27 protein-coding genes and 1 tRNA gene are annotated in these 25,668 nt (G+C 32.7%); 6 read left to right on the top strand and 22 right to left on the bottom strand.

All coding sequences use genetic code 11. The features are described from left to right. Positions 1-7: 7 nt before the first annotated feature. A complete protein-coding gene (locus IRZ83_RS16385) occupies positions 8-676 on the top strand; it encodes a hypothetical protein (protein WP_194570338.1) in 669 nt (222 codons plus the stop codon). Further along, complete coding sequence (locus IRZ83_RS16380) at positions 648-1,400, top strand: hypothetical protein (RefSeq protein WP_194570336.1); 753 nt, start codon at positions 648-650, stop codon at positions 1,398-1,400. The genes IRZ83_RS16385 and IRZ83_RS16380 overlap by 29 nt, the downstream gene beginning before the upstream one ends. A 43-nt stretch (positions 1,401-1,443) precedes the next feature. Here IRZ83_RS16380 and IRZ83_RS16375 read toward each other — a convergent pair whose 3' ends face one another. The 3 genes from IRZ83_RS16375 to IRZ83_RS16365 are packed head-to-tail and all read right to left on the bottom strand — an operon-like array spanning position 1,444 to position 4,272. Continuing rightward, positions 1,444-2,400 carry a lipid A deacylase LpxR family protein gene (locus IRZ83_RS16375; RefSeq protein ID WP_194570333.1) on the bottom strand — a complete coding sequence of 319 codons (957 nt, stop codon included), beginning with the start codon at positions 2,398-2,400 and terminating at the stop codon, positions 1,444-1,446. Next, on the bottom strand, positions 2,390-3,160 hold the full coding sequence (gene mtgA, locus IRZ83_RS16370) for a monofunctional biosynthetic peptidoglycan transglycosylase (RefSeq protein WP_029270749.1): 771 nt from the start codon (positions 3,158-3,160) through the stop codon (positions 2,390-2,392). The genes IRZ83_RS16375 and mtgA overlap by 11 nt, the downstream gene beginning before the upstream one ends. Next, the gene (locus IRZ83_RS16365; protein WP_194570331.1) at positions 3,160-4,272 is read right to left on the bottom strand and encodes an NAD(P)/FAD-dependent oxidoreductase; all 1,113 of its coding nucleotides are present in this window, start codon (positions 4,270-4,272) and stop codon (positions 3,160-3,162) included. The genes mtgA and IRZ83_RS16365 overlap by 1 nt, the downstream gene beginning before the upstream one ends. Positions 4,273-4,556: 284 nt before the next feature. Between IRZ83_RS16365 and IRZ83_RS16360 the strand changes: the two genes are divergently transcribed. Both IRZ83_RS16360 and IRZ83_RS16355 read left to right on the top strand, forming a co-directional pair. Next, positions 4,557-6,458: a S9 family peptidase gene (locus IRZ83_RS16360; RefSeq protein WP_194570328.1), complete on the top strand. Its 1,902-nt coding sequence runs from the start codon at positions 4,557-4,559 to the stop codon at positions 6,456-6,458. Between the two features lie 185 nt (positions 6,459-6,643). Then, on the top strand, positions 6,644-9,079 hold the full coding sequence (locus IRZ83_RS16355) for a hybrid sensor histidine kinase/response regulator (RefSeq protein WP_194570326.1): 2,436 nt from the start codon (positions 6,644-6,646) through the stop codon (positions 9,077-9,079). Positions 9,080-9,140: 61 nt separating this feature from the next. Here IRZ83_RS16355 and IRZ83_RS16350 read toward each other — a convergent pair whose 3' ends face one another. The 13 genes from IRZ83_RS16350 to pdxA form a co-directional block, all read right to left on the bottom strand. Further along, positions 9,141-10,496, bottom strand: a complete 1,356-nt coding sequence (locus tag IRZ83_RS16350; RefSeq protein WP_194570323.1) for a sigma-54-dependent transcriptional regulator — start codon at positions 10,494-10,496, stop codon at positions 9,141-9,143. A gap of 127 nt (positions 10,497-10,623) precedes the next feature. Continuing rightward, a complete protein-coding gene (locus IRZ83_RS16345; RefSeq protein WP_029270759.1) occupies positions 10,624-10,923 on the bottom strand; it encodes a hypothetical protein in 300 nt (99 codons plus the stop codon). 17 nt (positions 10,924-10,940) lie between these two features. Continuing rightward, positions 10,941-11,237 (bottom strand): PepSY-like domain-containing protein, encoded by a 297-nt coding sequence (locus IRZ83_RS16340; protein ID WP_029270761.1) that lies wholly within the window; start codon positions 11,235-11,237, stop codon positions 10,941-10,943. A 24-nt stretch (positions 11,238-11,261) separates the two neighbouring features. Further along, positions 11,262-11,549, bottom strand: coding sequence for a hypothetical protein (locus IRZ83_RS16335; RefSeq protein WP_029270763.1), 288 nt, complete (start codon positions 11,547-11,549; stop codon positions 11,262-11,264). A 24-nt stretch (positions 11,550-11,573) separates the two neighbouring features. Next, positions 11,574-11,870 carry a hypothetical protein gene (locus IRZ83_RS16330; RefSeq protein WP_194570321.1) on the bottom strand — a complete coding sequence of 99 codons (297 nt, stop codon included), beginning with the start codon at positions 11,868-11,870 and terminating at the stop codon, positions 11,574-11,576. A 49-nt stretch (positions 11,871-11,919) separates the two neighbouring features. Then, positions 11,920-12,216 (bottom strand): hypothetical protein, encoded by a 297-nt coding sequence (locus IRZ83_RS16325; protein WP_029270767.1) that lies wholly within the window; start codon positions 12,214-12,216, stop codon positions 11,920-11,922. 44 nt (positions 12,217-12,260) lie between these two features. After that, entirely contained in the window at positions 12,261-12,557 is a 297-nt protein-coding gene (locus IRZ83_RS16320) for a hypothetical protein (protein ID WP_029270769.1), read from the bottom strand. Between the two features lie 299 nt (positions 12,558-12,856). Next, positions 12,857-14,203, bottom strand: a complete 1,347-nt coding sequence (gene accC / locus IRZ83_RS16315; protein WP_029270771.1) for an acetyl-CoA carboxylase biotin carboxylase subunit — start codon at positions 14,201-14,203, stop codon at positions 12,857-12,859. Positions 14,204-14,301: 98 nt separating this feature from the next. Beyond that, positions 14,302-14,787 carry an acetyl-CoA carboxylase biotin carboxyl carrier protein gene (gene accB, locus IRZ83_RS16310; RefSeq protein ID WP_029270773.1) on the bottom strand — a complete coding sequence of 162 codons (486 nt, stop codon included), beginning with the start codon at positions 14,785-14,787 and terminating at the stop codon, positions 14,302-14,304. 23 nt (positions 14,788-14,810) lie between these two features. Then, positions 14,811-15,809 carry a beta-ketoacyl-ACP synthase III gene (locus IRZ83_RS16305; RefSeq protein WP_029270774.1) on the bottom strand — a complete coding sequence of 333 codons (999 nt, stop codon included), beginning with the start codon at positions 15,807-15,809 and terminating at the stop codon, positions 14,811-14,813. A gap of 173 nt (positions 15,810-15,982) precedes the next feature. Further along, positions 15,983-16,177 (bottom strand): 50S ribosomal protein L32, encoded by a 195-nt coding sequence (rpmF, locus tag IRZ83_RS16300; RefSeq protein WP_007137315.1) that lies wholly within the window; start codon positions 16,175-16,177, stop codon positions 15,983-15,985. 9 nt (positions 16,178-16,186) lie between these two features. Further along, the gene (locus IRZ83_RS16295; RefSeq protein ID WP_029270778.1) at positions 16,187-16,738 is read right to left on the bottom strand and encodes a YceD family protein; all 552 of its coding nucleotides are present in this window, start codon (positions 16,736-16,738) and stop codon (positions 16,187-16,189) included. Positions 16,739-16,844: 106 nt separating this feature from the next. After that, the gene (gene pdxA / locus IRZ83_RS16290) at positions 16,845-17,894 is read right to left on the bottom strand and encodes a 4-hydroxythreonine-4-phosphate dehydrogenase PdxA (RefSeq protein ID WP_029270780.1); all 1,050 of its coding nucleotides are present in this window, start codon (positions 17,892-17,894) and stop codon (positions 16,845-16,847) included. 57 nt (positions 17,895-17,951) lie between these two features. On the opposite strand from pdxA, the gene IRZ83_RS16285 reads away from it, so the two are divergent. After that, positions 17,952-18,542, top strand: coding sequence for a riboflavin synthase (locus IRZ83_RS16285; RefSeq protein WP_194570319.1), 591 nt, complete (start codon positions 17,952-17,954; stop codon positions 18,540-18,542). A gap of 35 nt (positions 18,543-18,577) precedes the next feature. On the opposite strand, the gene IRZ83_RS16280 is transcribed toward IRZ83_RS16285, so the two are convergent. The 5 genes from IRZ83_RS16280 to IRZ83_RS16260 all read right to left on the bottom strand — a co-directional run bounded on the left by IRZ83_RS16280 (position 18,578) and on the right by IRZ83_RS16260 (position 22,913). After that, a complete protein-coding gene (locus IRZ83_RS16280; protein ID WP_029270784.1) occupies positions 18,578-18,787 on the bottom strand; it encodes a hypothetical protein in 210 nt (69 codons plus the stop codon). Positions 18,788-18,964: 177 nt separating this feature from the next. Next, positions 18,965-19,038, bottom strand: a tRNA-Ile gene (locus IRZ83_RS16275). 147 nt (positions 19,039-19,185) lie between these two features. Further along, on the bottom strand, positions 19,186-19,590 hold the full coding sequence (gene mce / locus IRZ83_RS16270) for a methylmalonyl-CoA epimerase (RefSeq protein ID WP_194570316.1): 405 nt from the start codon (positions 19,588-19,590) through the stop codon (positions 19,186-19,188). A 4-nt stretch (positions 19,591-19,594) separates the two neighbouring features. Next, positions 19,595-21,949, bottom strand: a complete 2,355-nt coding sequence (locus IRZ83_RS16265; RefSeq protein ID WP_194570314.1) for a hypothetical protein — start codon at positions 21,947-21,949, stop codon at positions 19,595-19,597. Beyond that, positions 21,909-22,913, bottom strand: a complete 1,005-nt coding sequence (locus tag IRZ83_RS16260; RefSeq protein WP_194570312.1) for a hypothetical protein — start codon at positions 22,911-22,913, stop codon at positions 21,909-21,911. The genes IRZ83_RS16265 and IRZ83_RS16260 overlap by 41 nt, the downstream gene beginning before the upstream one ends. Positions 22,914-23,084: 171 nt before the next feature. On the opposite strand from IRZ83_RS16260, the gene IRZ83_RS16255 reads away from it, so the two are divergent. Beyond that, positions 23,085-24,773, top strand: a complete 1,689-nt coding sequence (locus IRZ83_RS16255; protein WP_194570310.1) for an Ig-like domain-containing protein — start codon at positions 23,085-23,087, stop codon at positions 24,771-24,773. Here IRZ83_RS16255 and IRZ83_RS16250 read toward each other — a convergent pair. Then, complete coding sequence (locus IRZ83_RS16250; protein WP_194570308.1) at positions 24,770-25,537, bottom strand: amidohydrolase; 768 nt, start codon at positions 25,535-25,537, stop codon at positions 24,770-24,772. The two genes, IRZ83_RS16255 and IRZ83_RS16250, sit on opposite strands and share 4 nt — an antisense overlap. Between the last annotated feature and the right edge of the window lie 131 nt (positions 25,538-25,668).

Below are 25,668 nucleotides of genomic sequence, written 5' to 3'. Positions count from 1 at the left end.
AAAATATATGATAGCAAATTTAGAATCACCTACCAAAACGCGTACTTGGTCTTCACATGATCATGAGAAAATGGATGGATCAATGTTATCTGAACCCGTAATGGATCTAATGGGACATTATACAAAACCATCAGTTCAAATTGTGCACACAAACAATGTAAAACTTGATAGTTTTGAAAACTCAGTATTTGCAATTAATGCCCTTACCGGAAGTTGTCATGCCTATAGATCATATGAAAAAGCACTAGAAAGAAGCTCAGCTATTTTGAGATTAATTAAACAGGTCGAAAACACAACGATTTCACGCCCAAATTATATTGATAAAAATTTATATAAGATTAATAAAATGTTTAATCAAAGATTAGAATCTTTTAGTTGTAAAGAATTTTCAAAAAACGTAATAAAAGAAAGCTTTGAAAGTGTAGCAATGCAGATATCTACTCTAAATTTTATTGATATTCTAGTTTTTATAAATAACACAAATAAAATAAAATTTTCAATCTCATTTTCAAAAAACAGAATTTTAGTAATTAATAAATCTTTTGAACTTGTTAATGAACTGAATGATGATAATTTAATAATATTCTCTCTTTTTATAAATGATGAATTAGTGGCTTCGGGCGTTAATGAAATTTCAAATTTCATAGATGGATTTAAAAAATATTTGGATAGTTAAGAATTTTCACAAGTTGATATACCCACGACAAATATTACCAAAAAAGAATTATAAATTACTCTTAGATTTCGACATCTTAAAATTACAGCAAGTTTATTTAATAAGAAGGTCAAATTTATCTTATGATGAAACTTTTTTCAAATTTGGAAATGGTTTTGAAATCAATGAAGATGCAATTATAAATCACCCAAAAAGTATTTTAGGTCTTTCAACAAACATAGCTGGCGGACCATTTAAGGAAAAGCATCTTAAGTTTCGCTTAAATATGCATTCAAGTGGGAATGAGAAATGGATTAAAAAAAAGAGAGTCTTTTTATACTCTCATCTTGATTCAATTTCATTAACAGCTGGATGTGCTATTTATATGAACGTAAATAAAATTCATAAATACCCACATGATTGTAAAAAGCCATATTCTAATGAATTAGTCAAATTTTTAAGTACAATTAATACTCCAATAAGTGAAGAAGTTAATGATTCCGGAAACAAAACTATTAAAGTTCCTGGAACTTGTATTATTAAGCATGACCCTTTAGTACTAAACTATTGGCATGCTGAATTTCATCTTATAGATATACCTAACGGGAACGAAATAAAAAAATACGGTAGTAAATGGCTAGAAGAATATTGCAGAGAAATAATCACTAACGTTATTTCTAGAAATTGTACACCACAGCCAACACTGAAGAACCATAAATTAAAAAAGGATCTCTACATTGAATAAACTTTTGAAACTTAGCCGTTAAAAAAACATCATAATAAAACCCCTACTTCAGCAAAATTCCCAATCGAATACTCCCATAAAAATATCCTGAATTAGTATTAATCCCAGGATCATTTAATTCTCTTCCTCTATAAATGAAAGAATACGACATATTGAAATTGTTGTGGCGGTATTTTAAACCAAACTCGGCGTTGAAACGAAGCGGTTCTAAATCGAAAGTTACCGGACTTGTATCATTAAACATACTGCCTTCAATCGTAGCGTCATAAAATTGGTAATTGACGCTTGGCATCGCATAAAAGTAAAATTCGCGAATATTGTATTGTGGTGTCGCACTTACAGAAGCGTCGTGCAAATTAGAATCGTAAACAGGAAGCAGTTTCTTGAAGCCAATTCGAGTTAAAAATCCTGTCGAAACTCCCGTAAAAATAGTTCCCAAATTTGCCTCTGACTGAAAATGGAGATCTATAAAATCATTGTGTTTGCTTGGGAATAATTTCTTCGAATACATAACATGCGCCTGAACGCCAAACGCGTTATGAATCTGATTTTCCCAGCCGTATACTTTTTTATAGCCAATAATATGATGAAAACTTTCCTGTGTTTCTTTTCCAAGTGCATTCGGCCCAAGAAAACCCAACTGAAAATCAGTCTTTAAAACCGATTCATTTTGGTAGAAATAATTTCTTCCCGCTTCGGCAAAAAGATAACCTACAAAAGGGCGATCGTTTATATCTACAGAAGTTTCATTAATATATCTCGGATTGTAAATGTATTGCCCTAAACGAAATTCAGTAATCTTTTTATTGATTTTTTCATTTTCGTTTTTCGATAAAAATCGGTAAAAAAGCTCTAAACCATTTGTATAATACATGTCATTTTTAGACGAAGTATACAAATCGTTGTCTGTAATAAAACCTATTTCTGTTGTTTTTGCCTGTCCAAAACCCAATATTGATGTTAATAGAAAGAGCGCAATAAAGCAATTTTTACTTCCCATTATAATTGATTTTTCCAACGGCACGCATTTCGCGAACAATTCGCTGTTTACGTCTGTTAATATAACTTGAAGATCCTGTTGCTTTAAACTTTCGTGGGTTTGGCAAAATCGCTGCAATTCCGGCGGCCTGCATTGGCGTTAAGCTCGAGGCATCACGACGGTACCAATGTTCTGTCGCGGCATAGGCACCATAAACCCCATCCCCCATTTCGATACTATTCAAATACACTTCCATGATGCGTTCTTTGCCCCAGATAATTTCTATTAAAACAGTAAAATAAGCTTCTAAACCTTTACGGAAATAACTTTTGCCTTGCCATAAAAAGACATTTTTTGCCGTTTGCTGCGAAATCGTACTTCCACCTCGAATGCGGCGTCCGCGCTCGTTGCTTTTATATGCTTTTTGGAGCGCTTTGAAATCGAAACCATTGTGATATAAAAAAGTTCCGTCTTCACTCGCGATAACGGCTTTCTGCAAATTCATCGAAATTTTTTCAATTGGCTCCCAGTCGTGATCAAAATAAACTTCCTTTCCGCCCAATTTATTTTCGATCGCACGAATCAGCATCAACGGTGTAAAAGGAACTGGTACATATTTAAAAAGTATGACCGATCCAATCGAGAGTCCGAAAAACCATAACATTAATTTGATGAAAAACCATTTTACTTTTTCGCCAAAAGAGCGATTGCCTTTTTTAGCAGTTGGTTTTGGTTTGGTTGCTGTTGTTTTTTTTGGTGCTGGTTTTTTGGTTGCTGCCATTATATTAAATCTGCTAATTCTGTTCCTATTAAACTTCCAATTGCTACGCCCATGCCGCCTAAACGCACTCCACAAAACACGTTTTCAGACAGTTGAGAAACAACAGGTTTTTTACTGTTTCCTATTCCCATAATACCGCTCCAACGATGCGCGATCTGGAATTCCTGATTTGGTAAAATTACATTTTTCAGCAACTCCTCCAATTTATTTTGTACAATTTTCGTTTGCCCAAATTCGGTTGTATTTTCAGCTTCAAAATCTAGATTTCGTCCACCGCCAAGAAGTATTCTGTCGCCTATATTTCTGAAATAATAATAACCGCGGTCTAAATGAAAAGTGCCTCTAATATCTAAATTTTTGATAGGTTCTGTAATCAAAACCTGTGCTCTTGCAGACTGAACGGCACCTTTTGTCAAGGTGTTAGCAAAACCATTTGTTGCAAAAAGTATTTTTTTGGATTTAAAAGTAAAATCGGCCAGCGCGATTTCTACTTGATTTCCTAAATCGGCATAACCTGTTACCGTTTGCTGATTCAGAATTAAAATATTTTCAGAAATCGCTTGCCGCAACAATTCCTGCATCATATTTCCGGTATCGATCTGCGCTTCAAAAGGATTAAAAATTAAATATTCTTTAATGTTCTCAAATCCAAAACGATCAACTTCTTTCGAAAAAACATCGGCTTTAAAAAGCGGTTTTAGAATTTCATTAATAAAAGGCAATCTCGAAATACATTCAGAAAATCCAAGATTATCGTCTTTCAAAAATAATTCATATCCGCCGTGAGGCTTAAAATCTATTACTGTGTCGCCCAATCTTTTTCGAAGCAATTGCAAACCTTTCCAGCGTTTCTCAATAAGATTTACCACATCTTCTTCTGAATGTGTTTTTAAGTCTTCCAAAATTTCAGACAGGCTTCCGAAACAGGCAAAACCTGCATTTTTTGTACTTGCACCCTGTGGCAACATGCCTCGTTCTAAAACTAAAATTTTAGCAGTAGGAAATCTTTCGCGTAAGCGCAATGCCGCGTGCAAACCTACAATACCGCTTCCAACAATCGTATAATCAACATTCGTGAACCAGTTTTTTAGTTCCCAGTAACTTAATTCCATTTGCCAATTTTTTATAAAAATAATGATTTTTTTATCCTAAAAAATAAATTTCAATTTTTAAAATCCAAATTCTAAAACTTTGTTTTAAACGGATTCTATTCGCCAAGAATTCATGAATTAATTTTGAAAATCAGTGAATTAGTGACGGAACATTCCTGTAAAAGTTTTGGATTTTTTATATTGGAATTTGAAATTACAAACTTTAACAGTAATTGGAATTTGGGATTTAAAAATTGGAATTTAATTGTTGTATTTTTAGCGCCACAAAAAATAGAATTTTTATTATGAAAAAAGTAGTATTAACAACCTTAATAATGATGAGTTTAAACGCTATCGGACAAAATGTAATGTCGCCAGAATTGTTATGGAAACTAGGAAGAGTGACGGCACTTGGACTTTCTAAAGATGAAAAAAATGTTGTTTTTAAGGTTTCAACTCCTTCTGTAGAAGAAAACAAATCGTCTTCAAAATTTTACATGCTCCCTGTTGGTGGCGGCACTGCAACTGAAATTAAAGACACAAAAGCTGTTTTGGCTGACAAAAATGTTTCGCCAGACGGAAAATTTTTAGTGTACAATGAAGAAGTAAAAATTGACAAGGTTTTAGGAAAAGATTTTTATCCGAAATTAGACAAATCAGACGCTCAAATTTATGACGGACTTGATTACCGTCATTGGGATACTTGGAATGAAGGGAAATTTAACCATGTTTTTTATAAAGAAAATAAAGAAGGTGCCACAGGAATCGATATTTTAAAAGGAGAAGCTTTTGATTCTCCTCAAAAACCTTTTGGCGGAGACGAAGATTATATTTGGTCGCCAGAATCAAAAAGCATTTTATATGTATGCAAGAAAAAAGCGGGAACACAATATGCAATTTCTACGAACACAAATATTTATGAGTACAATTTAGAAAATCAAAAAACAATCAACAGAACCGAAGATAATTTAGGTTACGACACGGCACCGCAATTTTCTCCAACAGGAAATTTGACTTGGCTGCAAATGAAACGCGACGGATATGAGTCTGATAAAAACGATATTATTGTTGAATTTAAAGGAATCAAAACCAACTTAACTGCAAATTGGGACGGAACTGTAGATAATTTTATCTGGAGTAAAGATGGCAAAAATGTATTTTTTGTAGCGCCAGTTGATGGTACAAAACAACTTTTTACAGTAAACTTTCCGGGATTAACAAAAATTGCTATTCAAGTTCGTCAATTGACAAATGGAGATTTTGATGTAAATGATTTAGTTGGATTTGCAGGCGATGAAATTATCGTAACAAGATCTGACATGAATCATGCTGGCGAGATTTTTTCTTTTAATTTGAAGAAAAACACTTGGAAACAAATCTCAAACATAAATACAGAAACGTATAAAAAATTAACTTTAAGCAAAACGGAAAAACGTTATGTTACTACAACTGACGGAAAAAAAATGTTGGTTTGGGTAATTTTGCCTCCAAATTTTGATGCTTCTAAAAAATATCCAACCTTATTATTCTGTCAAGGAGGACCACAATCTCCTTTGACACAATCGTATTCTTTCCGTTGGAATTTCTCATTAATGGCTGCAAAAGGCTATGTAGTTGTGGCGCCAAACCGTCGCGGAATGCCAGGACACGGTGTTGAATGGAATGAAAAAATCAGTAAAGACTGGGGCGGACAAGTTATGGACGATTACCTTTCTGCAATTGATGATGTTGCTAAAGAAAGCTATGTCGACAAATCTCGTTTAGGCTGTGTTGGCGCAAGCTACGGAGGATACTCAGTATTTTATTTAGCTGGAATTCACAACAAACGTTTCAAAACTTTTATCGCGCACGATGGTGTTTTCAATACCGTAAGCATGTTGGGGACCACAGAAGAAGTTTTCTTTAACAACTGGGATTTCGGCGGAGCGTACTGGGAAAAAGACAACGCTGTAGCTCAAAAAGCATACACGACTTTCAATCCTGCGACTTTGGTTCAGAACTGGAATACGCCAATCTTGATTTTTCAAGGAGGAAAAGATTTCCGTGTACCAATCGGGCAAGGGCAAGAAGCTTTTCAAGCTGCACAGTTAAGAGGCATTAAAAGCAGATTTGTTTATTTTCCAGATGAAAACCACTGGGTTTTAAAACCGCAAAATGCTCAGGTTTGGCAAGGAGAATTTTTTAAATGGCTGAGCGAAACACTTTAAGATACGATTTTTAAAATATTAATAGCCGGAGATTTCTATAATCTTCGGCTATTTTGTTTTTGAGACATTGAAATTATATAACACTTTAGCATTTATTTATCTTTTTAAAACAGTTTTTTTTAAATAAATTGCAGTAATTTCAAATTTAATCCCGAGGCGTCGGGGCCCAATCCCGCAAAATACCTATGGAGAGCAAAAAAAGTTATACAGCGATAAAAGTGCTTTTCAGCTATGTTGCATTACTGGCTCTGGTGATTACCGTTGGATGGTTTTTATATTCTGAAAATCAGGTTTACAATAAATTGGAAGATAAAATTGCGTTTGAAAAAACCAAGATTTTAAGAGTTAGCAAATTATTTTCGAATGTTTATAAAACGGAAAGCTTAGCCCGAAAAACGATTCAGACCAACTCTGAGAATGACTTTAAAAGCTATCTTATCGAAACCGATTCTCTCCGCTTACGAATTGATACTTTAAAGCAAATTGTTACGACCCAATATCAAAAAACTTTACTGGACAGCGTAACTTATTTACTGTCTGAAAAGACAAAAAACATAAAACAATTAAAGACGATTAAAAACAAAGCCGAAGATGAAGTTTCGGTAAATACAGCTATTGATGAAATTACTAAAATGGAGTTTAAACTCCGAAAATTAGAACTTCAGGATTTCAACAAAAACCCAAATCAATTAGGAAATTATCAGCGTAATGTACTTCAAAAATATGTCGATTATTTAAACCAAAATATTCCTGACGACAGCACAAACACACTTAGCAAAAAAGCATCAGATTCTATTTTGGCCAATTCTAAAAAGCTGTTGAGCAATGTAAAATTGAAAGCAGAAAAGAAAAAAGAATCGCTGAATTTTGAAGAAAATAAATTGCTTAAAAACGAAATTGCAATCTCTGATCAGCTTCGAAAAGTGCTTCGAATTATAGAAAGAGAAATTATTATTAACTCGATAAAAAACAATTCCTTAAAAGAAAAATCACTTAAAAAAGTAAACGAAATCGTAACAGCTTCGGCGATTATTGGTCTAGTTCTGACATTGTTTTTTTCGATTTTAATTGTGAGCGATTACTCAAAATCTCAAGTTTACAAGAAACAGCTTGAAATTGCGAACTTCAAAACCAAGAATTTACTAAAAAGCCGTGAACAGTTGATTTCGACAGTAAGCCACGATTTAAAAACGCCTTTGAGCACGATTGTAGGTTATTCTGAACTTTTGGGCAATTCTGATGTAAATACGAAACAGTCCTATTTTATTAAAAATATTAAAAATTCTTCTGAATATATTACACAGCTGGTTCAGGATTTATTAGATTTTTCCAAGATTGAAGCCGGAAAAATTTCTATAGAAAAAGTGCCTTTTGTTTTGCCAGAAATCATCGATGAAGTTGCCAAAAGTATTCAGACTGTTTACAAGCAAAAAAACATCGATCTTATTATTAATGTTGATGAAAAACTGAACGTTAAAATTGTGGGCGATCCTTTTCGATTGAAACAAATTTTGAGCAATCTTATCGGAAATGCCTATAAATTTACAGAAGAAGGTTTTATCAGAATCAGCGCATATCTTGCTGAAAACAAAAACTTTCTTACTATTACTATTGAGGATACCGGAATTGGAATCGAAAAAGAAAATCAGAAATTAGTTTTTGAAGAATTTGCTCAAGCCAATGAAAATATCGAGAAAAAATATGGAGGAACAGGTTTAGGCCTATCTATTTGCAAAAAAATTATTTCGGCTTTAGGAGGCAGTTTAGAATTAGAAAGTGCCTTCGGAAAAGGAAGTGTTTTTGAAATTCAGCTTCCGTTGCTTTTTGACACAAGTACAAATTCAGTTCCAGAAGTTAAAAAGCAGGTTTCTCAAAATATAGAAGCACAAACTTTTATAGTTATTGATGATGATATTAATCTTTTGAATTTGACAAGTGGTGTTTTGAGACAAGAAAAACATCAGGTCTTATCTTTTAATAGTGCTATTAAAGCATTAGAAGCGATTCAGCAGACAAATTTTGATTTTGTGATTACAGATATTCAAATGCCAGAAATGGATGGTTTTGGATTCCTTCAAAAACTAAAAACTACTGATGTTTACAAAAATCAGCCTGTGATTGCGCTGACCGGAAGATCTGATCTAGATTCGTCTGTTTATGCTGATGCCGGATTTACAACGGTAATTAAAAAACCTTATTCTCCCAAAATATTATTAGAGACTATTAGACTAATTTTAGAAAATGATACTTTGCCAAAAGTGGAGATTAATGATGTTGAAGAAAAAACATTTTCTAAATTGTATTCTTTAGAAACTTTAAAAGAGTTTTTAGGAAACGATACTGTTGCGCTTAACGAAGTTTTAAAATCTTTTATAGAAAGCAGCAATGAAAATTTAACATTTTTAGAAAATGCAATCGCCGAAGAAAATGTACCAGAAATAAATTCAATTGCACATAGAATTGCACCGATGTTCAAGCAAATTGAAGCCCGAGAAATTGGCGGACTTTTGAAAGCACTAGAAAAAAATGATTTTGAAATTTCTGATTTAAAAGATATTTATAAGGTTTTAAAATCAAAAACAGAGTCGCTTTTTAAGGCTCTTCAAAAGGAAATTGTTTAAAAGAAAAAGAAAGTAGACATGAATTTTCACGAATTTGATTAAGGAAAATTAGCATTCAATTTTAATCAATATTGTATTGCTTCAATTTATTATAAAGTGTTTTTCTTGTAATTTTAAGAAGTTTTGCCGCTTCCGATTTATTATTCTGCGTTTTAGATAAAGCATGAATAATTGTTTCTTTTTCATTTTCAGACAAAGAAAATGAACTAGCCGTTTCTATCGTATTTTGTTTTTGAATCTGAAAAAATTCTGCTGGCAAAACATCACTTTCAATAAATTCTCCGCGCGACAAAAGAGTCGCCCGTTTTACACAGTTTTGCAATTCACGTAAATTTCCTGGCCAATTGTATTTCTGAAAAATAGCTACGACCTCTGGAGAGAATCCAATAATTTCCTTATTCAATTGCTGATTGGCTTTTTCCAAGAAATAATCGGCAAAGACCATTAAGTCCTCTTCTCTATCTTTTAATGAAGGAGAAAGAATAGAGAATTCATTGATTCTATGGTATAAATCTTCTCTAAAATCGCCGTTTTTTACTGCTTCTCGCAAATCTTCATTTGTGGCGGTAATAATGCGGATATCAACGTTAATTTCTTTATTGCTTCCAACAGGTTTGATTTTTCGTTCCTGAAGCGCTCTTAATAACTGAATTTGATTTTCGTAGGAAAGATTTCCAATTTCATCTAAGAAAATAGTTCCGCCATTTGCAGCCTCAAAATAACCCATTTTATCGCTGATTGCCCCAGTAAAAGATCCTTTTAAATGACCAAAAAATTCGCTTGCTGCCAACTCTTTCGGTATTGCGCCACAATCTACTGCAATGAAATTATTGTTTTTGCGATTACTTTGCTGATGAATACTTTTTGCAATGATTTCTTTTCCAGTACCGCTTTCTCCAATAATCAATACCGACATATCCGTTGGGCTTACCAATTGAATGTGATCCAGCAATTTTCTAGAAGCGACAGAAATTCCTTTTACAAATTCGTTTTCAGATGAAGTTTGTTTTTTAACTGATTTCTTGGCAACAGCTGGAGTTTCCTCTATTTCTGTTTTTGTAGTCTGCAGTGCATTTGTTATAACTAATAAAACCTCATCCGGATTAAATGGCTTTGAGATATAATCTGCAGCGCCATTTTTTATTGCTTTCACAGCAGTATTTACATCTGAGTAACCTGTCATAAGTACAACAGGAATGTCAGGATTTGAGATTTTAAATTCAGACATAAGTCCAATACCGTCCGAATCTGGCAAACGCAGATCGGTCAGAATCAAATCAAAAGATTCTTTTTTCATTGCTAATCGTGCTTCTTCAGCCGAGAAAGCAATGGTTACGTCGTATGCTTTTTTCATTAGAAATTTTTCTAATAATTTGCAAAACGCAATATCATCTTCTATCAGTAATATCTTTGACATCTGTTTTTTGGGACTTTTTTGCTAAAATAATACTATTAAAGTTGTATTTTCACAAAATTATGCAAAAAAAAAGAGATTGCTCGTAGCAATCTCTTTTTCACCAAAAACATAAATCTAATTCACCTAATTATATTTTCAACCAATTGCCATTGACATCTGAGTAAACAGTAGCCTTTTGGTCACCAACTGATATTTCGAGTTTATACTCTTTTTTTTCGTTTACATACGCTTTATCTAGTTTTGCACCAGGATAAGCGGTTTCTAGAGCTGTTTTTACTGCTGCAGGAACTGCATCAGTACCAACTTCTTTATACTCATTTTGAAAATTTACAGCAATCTTTACATCGGCATCATTTGTCGTCGTTGTAGTTGCATGCAGTGATAAACTTCCTAAAATAATTGCTGTTGATAAGATTAACTTTTTCATAATGTCCTTTTTAAAAATTATTTTTTAATGATGTTTCCAGAAGCATCTGTAAAAACAGTATACTTTTTGTCACCACTAGAAATTTCTAGTTTGTACTCGTTCTTTTCGTTTTTATACGCTTTTTCTAGCTTAGTGTTCGGAAAAGACTTTTCAATAGTTGACTTTACTGCAGCTGGAACAGCATCTGCACTAACTTCAGTAAATTCATCTTGAACATTTATTGATTTAACAATTGAATTTGTTACAACAGCATTTGCTGCATGCATTGACAAACTACCTAAAACAATAGCTGCCGAAAGGATTAACTTTTTCATAATGAGGTGATTTTAATAATTAATTTATTTTTTAATAATATTTCCTTGAATATCGGTGTACACAATAGATTTTACATCTCTTACCAAAATTTCAATTTTATATTCTTTTTTGTCGTTTACATAAGCTTTTTCAAGTTTTACACCTGGATAAGCGTTATCCAAAGCTGTTTTTATAGCTGCCGGAACAGCATCAACTTCTTTATATTCGTCTTGAAACTTTACTGATTGTATATTTGAATTTTTTTCAGTAGTTGCAGCTTGTGTTGACAACCCTCCTAATAGGATTGCTGCCGATAAGATTAACTTTTTCATAATTATAGTTTTTTAGTTAGTTGGTTATTTTTTGATCCAAGATCCATCTGCGTTAGCATAAAGAGAACCAACTTTGTCTCCTACTGTAATTTCTAATTTATATTGAGAAGCAGCATTTTTGTATGCTTTATTTAAAACTGCATCTGGATACGCTTTTTTCAGCGCTTCAGTAACTGCAGTTGGAACTTCTTCTACTTTAATTTCTGTATATTCTTCTTGAATAGAAATTGTTTTTACGATTGTATTAGTTACTGGTGAAGTTGAAGCAAATGATGTAAAACCTCCCAAAACGATTGCGGCTGATAAAAATAAATTTTTCATAGTGTGTATATTTTAATGAGTTAATTGATAATTTAATTATGGATTAGGATTATTTTTTAATCCAAGTTCCATCTGCGTTAGCATAAAGAGCACCTACTTTGTCTCCTACAGCTACTTCTAATTTATATTCTGATTTTGCATTTTTGTATGCTTTTGTCAATACTGCATCTGGATATGCTTTTTTAAGAGCGTCAGTTACTGCAGTTGGCAGTTCTACTACTTTAATTTCTGTATATTCTTCTTGAATAGAAATTGTTTTTACGATTGTATTAGTTATTGGTGAAGTCGAAGCAAATGAAGTTAAACTTCCCAAAACGATTGCGGCTGATAAAAATAAATTTTTCATAGTGTGTATATTTAATGAGTTAATTGAGTTTTTAATAGGATAGATTATTTTTTAATCCAAGTTCCATCTGCATTAGCGTAAAGAGAACCTACTTTTTCTCCTACAGTTACGTCTAATTTATATTCTGATTTTGCATTTTTATATGCTTTTGAAAGTACTGCATCTGGAAAAGCTTTTTTTAAAGCTTCAGTAATTGGAGCCGGAATTTCTTCTAGTTTAATTTCTGTATATTCATCTTGAATTGAAATCGTTTTTACAATAGAATTTGTTACTGGAGAAGTAGAAGCGAATGATGTTAAACCTCCCAATACTATAGCGGCTGATAAGAATAGATTTTTCATAATGTATATATTTTAAATAGTTTGATAATTGTTTACGCTTTAGATAATGAAATTATCATGCCGTAACCAACATTTCTTAGTCTCCATCCCAAAAAGCCTTATTTTACGGTAGTTTAAGAGATTTGTGCCAAAATTTATCAATACTAAGAAGTGTGTAATTTTATAAAAAGTGTGTAAAAAGTATACACAAGTTGTGTTTACTAAGGATACAAATGACAAAAACCCGAAAGATTTTATAAATCTTTCGGGTTCGTATATATGTAAAACAAAAAAGGCTGTCAGAATTGACAGCCTTTAAATTATTCTATTGGATTCATTTTAAAAGTATCCATAAAAGCAGTTGTATAATCTCCTGCAATATATCTTGGATCATCCATTAATTGTCTATGGAATGGTATTGTAGTTTTCACACCTTCAATAACAAATTCATCTAACGCTCTTCTCATTTTGCTGATAGCTTCTTCACGAGACTGCGCTGTTGTAATTAACTTAGCAATCATTGAATCGTAATTTGGAGGAATACTGTAACCAGAATAAACGTGTGTATCTAAACGAACTCCATGTCCTCCTGGCATATGAAGTGTAGTAATTTTTCCTGGTGAAGGACGAAAATCATTATAAGGATCTTCAGCATTAATACGGCATTCGATAGCATGTAATTGTGGCAAATAGTTTTTCCCTGAAATCGGAATTCCAGCTGCAACCATAATTTGCTCACGAATCAAATCATAATCAATAACTTGCTCAGTAATTGGGTGCTCTACTTGGATACGTGTATTCATTTCCATGAAATAGAAATTTCTGTGTTTGTCTACAAGAAATTCTACTGTTCCAGCTCCTTCGTATTTAATGAATTCAGCAGCTTTTACAGCAGCTTCTCCCATTGCAGTACGCAATTCGTCTGTCATGAAAGGTGAAGGCGTTTCTTCAGTTAATTTTTGGTGACGACGCTGAACAGAACAATCTCTTTCAGAAAGGTGACATGCTTTTCCGTAAGAATCTCCAACAACCTGAATTTCGATATGACGTGGCTCTTCGATAAGTTTCTCCATGTACATACCGTCATTTCCAAATGCAGCAGCAGCTTCCTGACGTGCACTTTCCCAAGCTTTCAACAGTTCATCTTCTTTCCAAACGGCACGCATTCCTTTTCCGCCACCACCAGCAGTTGCTTTAAGCATAACTGGGTAACCAAATTCTTTAGCTAATTTTTGTGTTTGTTCAAAAGATTCTAATAATCCTTCTGAACCTGGTACACATGGAACTCCTGCTGCTTTCATTGTCGCTTTTGCAGAAGCTTTATCTCCCATTCTATCAATCATTTCAGGAGCGGCACCAATAAATTTGATTCCGTGCTCTTGACAAATTTTAGAGAATTTAGCATTCTCTGAAAGAAATCCATATCCTGGATGTATTGCGTCTGCATTCGTAATTTCTGCAGCGGCAATAATATTTGACATTTTCAAATACGATAAGTTACTTGGAGGGGGACCAATACAAACCGCTTCATCAGCAAACTTTACATGTAGACTTTCTGCATCTGCTGTAGAGTAAACTGCTACAGTTTTGATTCCCATTTCCTTACATGTACGAATTACACGAAGTGCAATTTCTCCTCTATTCGCAATTAATATTTTTTTAAACATCTTTTTAAAATTAGATAATTAGATAATTAGATAATTGGATAATTAGATTTTAAGCACTTCCGAAAAAGTCTGAAATCTAAAAATCTAACGATCTAAAATTAAGATGGATCAACTAAAAATAAAGGTTGGTCAAATTCTACAGGAGACATATCGTCAACAAGAATTTTTACAATTTTACCTGAAACTTCTGATTCGATTTCGTTAAATAATTTCATTGCTTCAATCACACAAAGAACATCACCTTTTGCAATAGTACTTCCTACTTCAGTAAAAACTGGTTTGTCTGGAGATGGTTTTCTATAAAAAGTTCCGATAATTGGAGATTTTATAGTAATAAATTTAGAATCTTCAGCTGGAGCAGATACCTCGCTAGTTACGTTTACGACAGCTGGAGCAGTTTGTGGAGCAACTGCTTGTGGCAATTGTGCCTGAGCTGGCAATTGTTGTACATATGTAGTTTCAGTCACATTTCCTTCTAAAGTAGTTCTGATGGTGATTTTTACATCATCCATTTCTAACTTTACTTCTGCAACTCCCGAATTTGCTACAAATTTGATTAGGTTTTGAATTTCTTTTAAATCCATAATGATTCGTTTTTAGTTTTAATTTATTTTGTATCGTAAGCCCATTTTAAATAGATAGATCCCCAAGTGAATCCACCACCAAAAGCAGCAAAAATAATATTATCTCCTTTTTTGAATAGGTGTTCAAAGTCACTTATTACTAATGGCAAAGTTGCAGAAGTTGTATTACCATATTTTTCAATATTCATTAATACTTTAGAATCGTCAAGATTCATTCTGCTTGCAGTTGCATCAATAATACGTTTATTTGCCTGATGCGGTACTAACCAATTTACATCTTCGTTAGTCAAATTATTTCTCTGAACGATTAATTCGCTGGCATCAGCCATATTAGTTACAGCATATTTAAAAACGGTTTTTCCGTCTTGAATAATATTATGTTGTCTATTTTTTACGGTCTCCTCAGTAGTTGGTATTAGAGAACCTCCGGCAGGAATTTTAAGAAAATCGCGTCCTACGCCATCGCTTCGTAAGTATTCATCTTGCAAGCCTAAGCCTTCATAATTTGGTTCGAACAAAACTGCTCCTGCTCCATCTCCAAAAATAATACAAGTTGATCTGTCTGTATAATCTACAATTGATGACATTTTATCAGCACCAATTAATAATACTTTTTTGTAACGTCCTGACTGCACATAAGCTGCGGCAGTAGACATTCCGTATAAGAAACTTGAACATGCTGCCTGCAAATCGTATGCAAATGCATTGGTAGCTCCAATTTCTGTTGCAACATAAACTCCTGTAGAGGCTACCGGCATATCTGCAGTAGCTGTTGCCATTATAACCATATCAATCTCTAACGGATCTATATTAGCTTTTTTTATTAAATCCTGTGCTGCTTTAATAGCAAGAAACGATGTTCCTTTATCAGCATCTTTAAGAATTCTTCTTTCTTTAATTCCGGTACGAGTAGTGATCCACTCATCATTAGTATCGACCATTGTTTCTAATACTTTGTTTGAAAGTACAAAGTCAGGAACATAGGCTCCAACAGCGGTAATTGCGGCTGTGATTGTATTCATTATATTTTATTATTTCCTTTCAAACACAGTGCATTTGAAAAATTTTTAAAAGACTTGAAAATTACAAAAAAAAACGAAATTAATTTGTAGATAATTTCTTAAAAAAAGAAAATTGTAACCAACAAAAAAAACTCTCACTATGTGAGAGTTCCAGTATCATTTACAAAAACGTATTAAGCAACCGCTACAGATTTATCGATAACAACTTGCCCTCTGTAATACATTTTACCTTCATGCCAGTAAGCTCTGTGGTATAAATGTGCTTCTCCAGTAATAGGACATGTAGCGATTTGAGCTACAGTAGCTTTATAATGTGTTCTTCTCTTATCTCTTCTTGTTTTCGAGATTTTTCTCTTAGGATGTGCCATTTTACTATATTATTTATCCGTTAATAGTTGCTTTAATTTGTCCCAGCGCGGGTCAATATCTTCTTCTTTTTTACTCTCTTGTTTTTCTTCTTTGACTTCTTTTACAGTCAGTTCATTTAGTTTTTTCAAGGCTTCAGTTTGCAAACTGCCGTCTTTTACTCCTGGATGAACTCGTTTTAGCGGTACCGAAAGCGCAATCATTTCATAAATGTATTGCTGTACATCTATTTCGTGCTCTCCGTGTGGTAAAATCAACAACTCTTCGTTATCGTTATTGAATTCATCTCCAAAGCGAACAATTAATTTCATTTTCCCTTTTATAGGAAGATCAAAATCTTCGCCTGTTAGATCACAAGGTACATTTACAGTTCCTTTGTGTTTGAATTCCAACTCTAACATGTTGCTTTTCTTATCTAAAACTAAATTCACTTTGATATCCGAACTTTGAAATTCGTCGTAATCAAAGTTCTCAAAGAACGTGTTACTTATTTGATACTCAAAATGGTGTTTTCCCAGCTTTAATCCTATGAAAGGAATTAAAAATTCTTTTGTTTTGCTCATTTCAACATCAATTTGACCAACTCGTATCTAAAACTCAGATACCTGAATTGGGGTGCAAAGATATAAAATTATTATAAAACTAATAATCTTATTCACCTTTTTTTGTTTATAACTGTTTTTCTTTTATTTTAAGAGGTTTTTGGCTAATCTCCTCATACTGATTACGCGAACGAAAAATATCTATCGCGAGATAAACTGCCTCTTTAAACGAATTAAAATCTGCCATATCTTTTCCAGCAATATCATAGGCTGTACCGTGATCTGGCGAGGTTCTCACTTTGTTTAAACCTGCCGTATAATTTACTCCTTTTCCAAAAGATAATGTTTTAAAAGGAATCAATCCTTGATCGTGATAGGTCGCCACAATAGCATCATATTTTTCATATTGACCGCTTCCAAAAAATCCATCAGCAGGAAATGGCCCAAATACCATCGTTCCGGCATCAAATATTTTCTTCAAGGCTGGTTTTAAAACCAAATCATCTTCTTTACCAATAACTCCTCCATCACCAGCATGAGGATTTAATCCTAATACAGCAATTTTTGGTTTTACTATGCTAAAATCTTGAATCAGCGATTTTCTTACTGTCTCAATTTTTCTTGTAATTAATTCTTCTGTTAAGTGAGAAGAGACTTCATTCAATGGCACATGATCCGTCAACAAACCCACTCTCAAATTATCCTGAACCATCATCATAAGAGCATTACCCTCTAATTCTTGATTCAGATAATCTGTATGTCCTGGAAATTTAAAATCTTCTGACTGAATGTTATATTTATTTATCGGAGCTGTAACAAGTACATCTATCAAATCTTCTTTTAAAGCTTTGGTTGCTGCTACAAAAGATTTTATAGCATACTCGCCGATCTTTTCATCATTTTGACCTAAATTTATATCAACGCCTTCTTTCCATAAATTAAATACATTTACTTTTCCAGGCAAAACTTGATCTAATTTATCAACTCCATGAAATTGAACTGATGAAGTAAAACTTTTTTTAACGAAAGAAAGTATTTTGGCATTGGCAAAAATAACTGGCGTACACATCTCCAACATGCGAGAATCTTCGAATGTTTTAAGTATAACTTCGCTTCCAATACCGTTTAAATCTCCAATTGAAATTCCAACAATTATATTTTCTGCTTTTTTATTCATGAGCTCAGCTTATTTATTACTAATTTTGATGTGCAAATTTAGTAAAATAAAACAACAATGTTCACAGGAATTATAGAAACCCTAGGAAGGGTTCACGAAATACAAAAAGATCAAAACAATCTTCACGTTACAGTTGAGTCTTCTTTTACAAATGAATTAAAAATTGACCAAAGCGTTTCGCATAACGGAATTTGCCTGACTGTCGTTAACATAACAGATTCTTTTTATACCGTAACGGCTATTGATGAAACTATTTTAAAGACAAATATTGGAGATTGGAACGTAAATGACATTATTAATTTAGAAAGAGGAATGAAGCTTGGCGACCGTCTTGACGGTCATATCGTACAAGGCCATGTAGATCAAACCGGAACTTGTATTAAGATCGAAGAAGCAAACGGAAGCTGGAACTATACTTTTGAATACGACTCAAACCTCAACAATATAACAATAGAAAAAGGTTCTATTACTGTAAATGGAGTAAGTCTTACCGTTGTAAATTCTAAAACAAATGAATTTAGCGTTTCGATTATACCTTATACTTTTGAGCACACCAATTTCAAAAACTTTAAAGTTGGAACAAAAATAAATTTAGAATTTGATGTTGTCGGAAAATACATCTCTAGACTTTACTCGATCAGCAAATAAAGCAAAAAAGACAATTTCGCAAAAAAAGCTTCAATTTACATTGAAGCTTTTTTCATTTTGTTCTTATAAATAACTACAGTTCCGAAGATTAATCCTGCAGCTAATAAAATTAAAAGATTTGTATCTAATGGTGTTTCTTGTCCTGGCGGGTCTGGCCTAGGGTCTGGCGGAGCTTGCGACAAAACATTCGACACATTTGCTATAACTAAGCAAAATGCTAAAAAAATAGTTTTATTTATTTTCATAAGTTAAACCTGCTATAAGCAAGTGCGATATTAATTAGACTTGGGGCCTGATAATAGAAATTTCGTACAAAACCTTGATTTATAACGCTTTTCTTTGACAAATGTATAAGATTTTTGCAAAAAAGCAACTTTAAACACAAAAAAAAAAGCTTCATAAGATTTATGAAGCTTTTGAAGTGGTCCCACCTGGGCTCGAACCAGGGACCACCTGATTATGAGTCAGGTGCTCTAACCAGCTGAGCTATAGGACCGGTTTGAGGATGCAATATTACTACTATTTTTAATTCACTCCAAATATTTTAGGATATGATTTGTATTTAATTTCAAATAGCAATCCACATATTTTAAAACACAATTGATTCTCAATGTCTTATTTGAAATCAAAAAACATTATTTTTTTACTTAATTTCCTGACAAAGCTCTACTAAAACGCCATTTGTATTTTTTGGATGCAGGAAAGCGACCAATTTATTATCAGCGCCTTTTTTAGGAACTTCGTTTATCAGCACAAAACCTTCACTTTTCAAACGGGAAATTTCGGCATGAATATCTTCTACATCAAAAGCAATATGATGAATTCCTTCTCCTTTTTTTTCTAAAAATTTAGCAATCGGACTTTCTGGATTTGTTGCCATTAAAAGTTCAATTTTATTAACTCCTGTTTGAAAAAAAGAAGTTAATACACCTTCGCTTTCGACAGTTTCCATTTTATAAGACGGAATGCCTAACAATTTTTCAAACAATACATTTGCGTCGTCTATGTTTTTAACGGCAATTCCAATATGTTCTATTTTATTTACCATAGTATTATTGATTGATATAAGTATTAAAATAACCGCATTCTGCAATTACATCTTGGTAATATTTCGTGTCTGAATAGTCTTTCTTTAAAGTTTTAAAACCATTCCAAGCAAGGAAATTAATTTTATCATCGTCAACACTCCACCAATTGGTTACATTATTATACTTATTGTTATAATATTCGTTTCGTTCACATTTTGAAATCAAATACACGCATTTTGCTTTTTGTTCTTTTGACGTTGCAGCTTCAAATGCTTTTTGATAATACATTTTTGGAACATCGCAATTGGTAATCATTTTTTTCATTGAATCGCGGAAAGAATATGGACTAGAACCGTATCCGACAATATTAATTTCGTAGAAAGTCCTTCCGTTTCCAAAATGTGTGATATTATAAAATGCATTTCCTAGCAGCAAACTATTCGTATAAACATCTTCTTTTTGAGCTAATTTATCCTGCATTGATTTTATTGTAGTCAGGAATTCTAATTGCGAATATTTCTTCTTCTGATACGCCGCGTGTTCACAATCATGACAGTCTTTAATATTTCCATTAAATGGATTTCCTAAAAAAGTATAATACTGGACCGAATCTGTTTGTTGTATAAAAGCAATTGCTTCTGGAATTTTATTCTTGAAAGTAGACTGAACTGCTTGAAAATTATTTATGTCTTTTAATTTTAGACTATAAATCCCAGCAGCAATTTTCTCGATCTCTGTTTTATTTGGCTTAGCCAAAAAAGCTTTCATATCCAGTAAATTCTTTTCGTTATCATAAAAAGAATTACCATCGTTCCAATAATTATCGCGCGATTCATTAAACAATTCTGCCATGACCGGATTTGCTTTTGCGCTATAAAGTACAGCTAAATAATTTTTGCTCCACTGTGCCGCATTTTGATAACGAAACTCAGATCCTTTATAGTTTTTTGGAAGTTCTTGATAAAGCCAATTTAAATCGGCTAAAATTGTTTTTTCGTTTTTATCTGTCAGTTTATCTATTTTGCTTAGATTATTTACAAAGCGAAGTAATCGCAGTTGGTATTTTGCCAATTCTGTCTGTGGCATTGTTTTTTCTGCTTTATCATAATTAGCATCTGCAACAGCGAAATCGCCTTTTAGAGTTTGGAGATAACCTAAAGCAATATTCCACAAATATGGCTTTTCAGTATTTCCTGCTGTTGCTATTTTTGAAACAACATCAAATGCTTTTTTATTGATTTTAGCTAAATTTTCAGTTCTGTTTTCTACAATTGTTTGATTTTTAACTGGCTGATTTTCTCCTGCGCTCTGCTTAAATGAATTATTCAAATCTTGCTCTTGTCTGTTTACCAAACGCGTAAGCAAATAATTCAGATGTTCGCTTTTTGCATCTAACTCATAAATTTTTTCAATTGCCTGAACTTCATCTTTATAATAGCCATGAATTGCCCAAAGCGCTGCCTTTTCTTGATTATTTTTAGCCATTGCCAAAGACTTAGTCCAGTCAGCTTCATTTTTAGGATGAAAACTATAAGCTGTAACAATTCGCATTTCCGGACATTTGTCAAATACCTGTGCGTACAAATAATTTGAAGTTGCGTATTTTTTCTGCTGGTAATTTATTCCCGCCACATAAGAGAGCGCACGATAATATAACGTGTTTTTTGGAACTGAATTTTCTGTCTTATTAAAAAACTGAATTGCTTTCTGCTTATTATTACTGTAGAAATAGGCTTTCATGGTAAGAAACCAATATCTGTTCTTTAGAAATGAATCTGCAGTTGTATTGTAAACATTCTCGATTGATTGAATCATTTTCAAATCATTAAACGTTTTCGCTACAACCGGATCATAACTCCAATAATCGTCTCCAATAGAAACCGTTTCAATTTTTTGTGCCAAATATAAAAACTCAATAAAACTTTTAATTTTAGCGTCTTTCAAACTGATTTTCTTTCCCCATTTTAAAGACGTTTTATTATCTTTTTTGGTTTTGAAATACACATGAAGCTGTTCAATTTCGCTTTTGTTTTCAATAGTTTTATCTTTATCAGAATAGTACTTTGGCGATTCATCTCCAATTAAAAAATAATTTACAGTTGCGGTATCGGCTTTTCCTTTAAGGTAAACTTCCCAATCTGATTGAATATTTTTATTGAATCTTGAATTATGTTCGGTATCAAAACCAATTCCGTAAAAAATTGAACCTGATAAAAATAGTGGCGTATACGATTTATCTGTAAAGGTTTCTGGCGTAAAATTAGAATTGTCCAAAAAATAATCCCAATCGCCATCTGCGCAGGCATAAATTATTCCATAAGCAAAAAGTAAAACTGTACTAGAAACAAGAAATAACTTGTTCAAAAATATTTTTTTCATAATTTTTTAAATTGAATTCATCTAAATCGTAAAATATAATTTCTTTTGGAGGCTGAGCTGTATTCTCCGATAATTGATCCGCCATTTCAATCAAGTTTTCAGATGAAAGAGCTTCTATTTTAAGCAAATCATTTTCTTCATAAAAAATGCCGTTTTTATAATTAGAATGTTTTGTTTTAAAAAAAATGGTGCTGATCTGCTGAAAATTTCCATCTTTTCTCAGTTCGCTTAGATTAAGTTTTGAGCGTAAACCAATCACTTTCTGATTTCTGATATGAATTGCCCAAGAATATATTGGCAAGGCAAAATCAAGATGCAGCGGATATTTCTTTAAGCTTGCCAGATATTTTTTAGCGATTTTTTCGCTGTAAATAGAATTTAAAGAATCGCTTGCAATTGTTCCCATATTATAATACATCAAAACACCAGAATCAACATTTGGAATTTTTGTCTTTTTGAAATATTTCACCTGATGCAGACGAATTGTCGCCGAGAGTTTTTTCCGCGAAAGCGTTTTAAATTTTTCTATAAATTTAAGATAATTGTCTTTACTTTTCAGTGTCCAATCGCAGTCAATCTGAATTTCTTTGCAGTCAATTTTATTTTTCAAATTTATTTCTTCGACTAAACGAACTGTCTTTTGAGCCAAATGATTTATATCAACATTCGACAAAAGCATGACTTTATTTTGAATAAAAATTATAGGAACAATTTCAAAATTGCTGGTATTTTCTTGAAAATGAATCGGGCTTATTGGTATAGGCTGTTGTGTTTTAGGATGCAGGCCAACATCAAAATACCTGACGTAAAGTTTATTTACTTTATTATCCTGCAAAATCTCTTTCTCGGTTTCAGAAAACTTCAAGATTGTTTTCCAATAATAAAAAGCAATAATTGGTCTGTCACTTTTACCGCAGGCAACGAGCAAAAAAAACAGGCAGCCTAAAAAAATTCTTTTTATCAAAACTAGCAGAAATTACATTTGAAATCAAAAGTAAGAAATTATGTGCCATTAGTGCTTTCAAATTCTTAAAAATAAGAAAAATCAAAACGGGCGAATCCTAATAAATAGATAAAAAATTTCGATTAAAGCAAATATAATCGTTATTTTGTGCAATCAAATTCAAAAACGATTATGTTGAAAAACAACTTAAAATATTTTTCATTTTTACTGGTATTTTTAATGATGAGCTGTGCCAAAAGAGGCAGTATAACAGGTGGACTAAAAGATACTCTTGCTCCTGTTTTAAGATCAAGTTCGCCTAAAAATTTCAGCACTGATTTTAAGGGAGACGAAATCATTCTGACATTTGATGAATACATAAAACTTAAAAACATAAACAAACAGCTTATCGTTTCGCCGCCTATGAAACATGAGCCCGTTATTACACCTACTAACGTAAGTAAATTTATCAGCATCAAAATCAAAGACACCTTACAGCCAAACACAACATATAGTTTGAATTTTGGTCAAAGTATTGCCGATAATAATGAAGGAAATGCGATCAATCAATTTAAATATGTTTTTTCGACCGGATCTTATATTGATTCGCTTTCTATAAGCGGCATCATAAAGGATTCTTATGAAAAAAATGTAGACAATTTTGTTTCTGTAATGCTGTACGAAATAAACGATAAATTTAAAGATTCTGCTGTTTATAAGGAATACCCGAGGTACATTACAAACACTTTAGACAGTTTGCGTACTTTTAAATTAGAAAATCTAAAAGCCGGAAAATATCTTTTAGTGGCAATGAAAGACAAATCTGGAAATAATCGATATAATCCCAAAGATGATAAAATCGGATTTATAAAGCATCCTATTACAATACCAAACGACACTATTTTTGAATTAGAATTATTTAAGGAAACGCTTCCGCTGAAAACACTGAAACCTATTCAGGTATCTGGAAACAGATTGTTTCTTCCTTATGATGCAAAACAGAGTTTCAAACTTTCTAAGCCAAAAATCACCATTAGAAATAATAATGAAGTTGTAGAATCTATTGTAACACAATTTCCTAAAAAAGATTCATTGCAAATTTGGTATAAACCAATAAAAGTCGACTCGCTTTCTTTAGAAGTGAACGCTGAGAACTACAACAAAAAATTCAATTTTAAGATTAAAGACCAGAAAAAAGACACACTGAACATCACGGCGCTTCAAAATGGTATTATTAATTTCAGAGACAGGTTTACGCTTGAAACTGCAACGCCTTTGGTTAAATTTGATAAATCTAAAATCAAGTTAATCAATAAAGATTCGACTGCTGTAGATTTTACTACAGAATATAATGCGTTTGAACAAAAATTGTATGTAGATTTCAAAAAAGAGCCTTTAGAAAAGTATAAATTTACTTTCTTGCCGGGCGCATTGACTGATTTCTATGATAAAACAAACGATACTTTAACATATAAACTAAGCACGAAGGAATTAGAAGATTACGGAAATTTAGTGTTGAATTTACAGAATGTAAAACGCTTTCCTATTATCGTTGAAATAACCAATAAAAAAGGTGACAACGTTATTGCGACTGAATATTCTGAAGGAAAAACCAAAATCGAATTCAATTTATTAGAGCCAGAAGAATTTACTGTCCGAATTATATACGACGACAACAAAAATAAAATTTATGATTCTGGTAATTTCTTAACCAAGACATACTCAGAAGAAGTCTTTTATTTCCAGAAAGCAGTTGATGTCCGTGCGAATTGGGATGTAGATCAAGCAATTGATATGAGCGTTCCTTTTAATCCGGAAGTGGAGAAAAAAGAAGATGCGAAAAAGAAAAAAGAAGAAGTCAAAAAACGGAAAGCTTTTTAGATTTTAATTTCGAAAAAATCTTTATCACTCAAAAAATCGAGTTTTTCTCGGGTTTCCAACATTTTATTTTTATCTAAGTCAACCACAAAAGCGTTTTCTGTTTCTTGTGGTACTAGAATATAATTTCCTAAATAATCAACTGCTTGCGAATGTCCAATATATTCGTAGTTATTCGCATCTACTCCTATTCTATTTACTCCAATTACATAGCTTAAGTTCTCGATTGCTCGTGCTTTTAATAATGCATCCCATGCGTTTGTACGCACTTTTGGCCAATTGGCAACATACAAAAGCAAATCATAATTTTCGACATTTCTTGCAAAGACCGGAAATCTCAGATCATAGCAAATCTGCAGGCAAATCTTCCAATTTAAGTACTCGACAATTACTTTTTGAGTTCCTGCAGTATAAGACTGATCTTCTCCAGCCAATGTAAACAAATGACGTTTGTCATAATATTTAAGTTCTCCTGACGGAAAAACAAACAACATTCGATTATAATATTGTTCGTTTTCGATGATAATTACACTTCCTGTAACGGCGCAGTTTTTTTGTCTCGCTATCGCCTTCATCCACAAAACTGTTTCGCCTTCCATAGGTTCTGCTACAGGTGAAGCATTCATAGTAAATCCGGTAGAAAACATTTCTGGAAGAACGATCAAATTTACTTCAGAATCGATTTTATTTATTTTCGATTCCAAGTTTTTTCTGTTTTTAGAAGCATCTTCCCAATAAAGATCTGATTGTATAAGTGCGATTTTCATACTTCAAAAATACGAATTTTATAAAACACTTTCTATGAGTTTTAGAAATCAGACGGTTCTGCACATTTATACAAAGGATTGCGGATGCATGAAGGAAATTTTTTCGAAACAAAAGAACCTAAAACTCAAAT

The sequence above is a fragment of the Flavobacterium sp. JLP genome, from assembly GCF_015350755.1.
Classification (GTDB): Bacteria; Bacteroidota; Bacteroidia; order Flavobacteriales; family Flavobacteriaceae; genus Flavobacterium.
This window is presented reverse-complemented; position numbering and strand designations above follow the sequence as displayed.

What these genes read in the sequence shown, in the direction of transcription:
- IRZ83_RS16305 (WP_029270774.1), bottom strand. Translation starts at nt 15,809, where the DNA reads ATGAATACAATCACAGCCGCAATTACCGCTGTTGGAGCCTATGTTCCT.
- IRZ83_RS16325 (WP_029270767.1), bottom strand. Translation starts at nt 12,216, where the DNA reads ATGAAAAATTTATTTTTATCAGCCGCAATCGTTTTGGGAAGTTTAACT.
- IRZ83_RS16250 (WP_194570308.1), bottom strand. Translation starts at nt 25,537, where the DNA reads ATGAAAATCGCACTTATACAATCAGATCTTTATTGGGAAGATGCTTCT.
- IRZ83_RS16345 (WP_029270759.1), bottom strand. Translation starts at nt 10,923, where the DNA reads ATGAAAAAGTTAATCTTATCAACAGCAATTATTTTAGGAAGTTTATCA.
- IRZ83_RS16255 (WP_194570310.1), top strand. Translation starts at nt 23,085, where the DNA reads ATGTTGAAAAACAACTTAAAATATTTTTCATTTTTACTGGTATTTTTA.
- IRZ83_RS16380 (WP_194570336.1), top strand. Translation starts at nt 648, where the DNA reads ATGGATTTAAAAAATATTTGGATAGTTAAGAATTTTCACAAGTTGATA.
- mce (WP_194570316.1), bottom strand. Translation starts at nt 19,590, where the DNA reads ATGGTAAATAAAATAGAACATATTGGAATTGCCGTTAAAAACATAGAC.
- mtgA (WP_029270749.1), bottom strand. Translation starts at nt 3,160, where the DNA reads ATGGCAGCAACCAAAAAACCAGCACCAAAAAAAACAACAGCAACCAAA.
- rpmF (WP_007137315.1), bottom strand. Translation starts at nt 16,177, where the DNA reads ATGGCACATCCTAAGAGAAAAATCTCGAAAACAAGAAGAGATAAGAGA.
- IRZ83_RS16330 (WP_194570321.1), bottom strand. Translation starts at nt 11,870, where the DNA reads ATGAAAAATTTATTTTTATCAGCCGCAATCGTTTTGGGAGGTTTTACA.
- IRZ83_RS16265 (WP_194570314.1), bottom strand. Translation starts at nt 21,949, where the DNA reads ATGAAAAAAATATTTTTGAACAAGTTATTTCTTGTTTCTAGTACAGTT.
- accB (WP_029270773.1), bottom strand. Translation starts at nt 14,787, where the DNA reads ATGGATTTAAAAGAAATTCAAAACCTAATCAAATTTGTAGCAAATTCG.
- IRZ83_RS16335 (WP_029270763.1), bottom strand. Translation starts at nt 11,549, where the DNA reads ATGAAAAAGTTAATCTTATCGGCAGCAATCCTATTAGGAGGGTTGTCA.
- IRZ83_RS16280 (WP_029270784.1), bottom strand. Translation starts at nt 18,787, where the DNA reads ATGAAAATAAATAAAACTATTTTTTTAGCATTTTGCTTAGTTATAGCA.
- accC (WP_029270771.1), bottom strand. Translation starts at nt 14,203, where the DNA reads ATGTTTAAAAAAATATTAATTGCGAATAGAGGAGAAATTGCACTTCGT.
- IRZ83_RS16365 (WP_194570331.1), bottom strand. Translation starts at nt 4,272, where the DNA reads ATGGAATTAAGTTACTGGGAACTAAAAAACTGGTTCACGAATGTTGAT.
- IRZ83_RS16350 (WP_194570323.1), bottom strand. Translation starts at nt 10,496, where the DNA reads ATGTCAAAGATATTACTGATAGAAGATGATATTGCGTTTTGCAAATTA.
- IRZ83_RS16320 (WP_029270769.1), bottom strand. Translation starts at nt 12,557, where the DNA reads ATGAAAAATCTATTCTTATCAGCCGCTATAGTATTGGGAGGTTTAACA.
- IRZ83_RS16340 (WP_029270761.1), bottom strand. Translation starts at nt 11,237, where the DNA reads ATGAAAAAGTTAATCCTTTCGGCAGCTATTGTTTTAGGTAGTTTGTCA.
- IRZ83_RS16355 (WP_194570326.1), top strand. Translation starts at nt 6,644, where the DNA reads ATGGAGAGCAAAAAAAGTTATACAGCGATAAAAGTGCTTTTCAGCTAT.
- IRZ83_RS16295 (WP_029270778.1), bottom strand. Translation starts at nt 16,738, where the DNA reads ATGAGCAAAACAAAAGAATTTTTAATTCCTTTCATAGGATTAAAGCTG.
- IRZ83_RS16360 (WP_194570328.1), top strand. Translation starts at nt 4,557, where the DNA reads ATGAAAAAAGTAGTATTAACAACCTTAATAATGATGAGTTTAAACGCT.
- pdxA (WP_029270780.1), bottom strand. Translation starts at nt 17,894, where the DNA reads ATGAATAAAAAAGCAGAAAATATAATTGTTGGAATTTCAATTGGAGAT.
- IRZ83_RS16385 (WP_194570338.1), top strand. Translation starts at nt 8, where the DNA reads ATGATAGCAAATTTAGAATCACCTACCAAAACGCGTACTTGGTCTTCA.
- IRZ83_RS16285 (WP_194570319.1), top strand. Translation starts at nt 17,952, where the DNA reads ATGTTCACAGGAATTATAGAAACCCTAGGAAGGGTTCACGAAATACAA.
- IRZ83_RS16375 (WP_194570333.1), bottom strand. Translation starts at nt 2,400, where the DNA reads ATGGGAAGTAAAAATTGCTTTATTGCGCTCTTTCTATTAACATCAATA.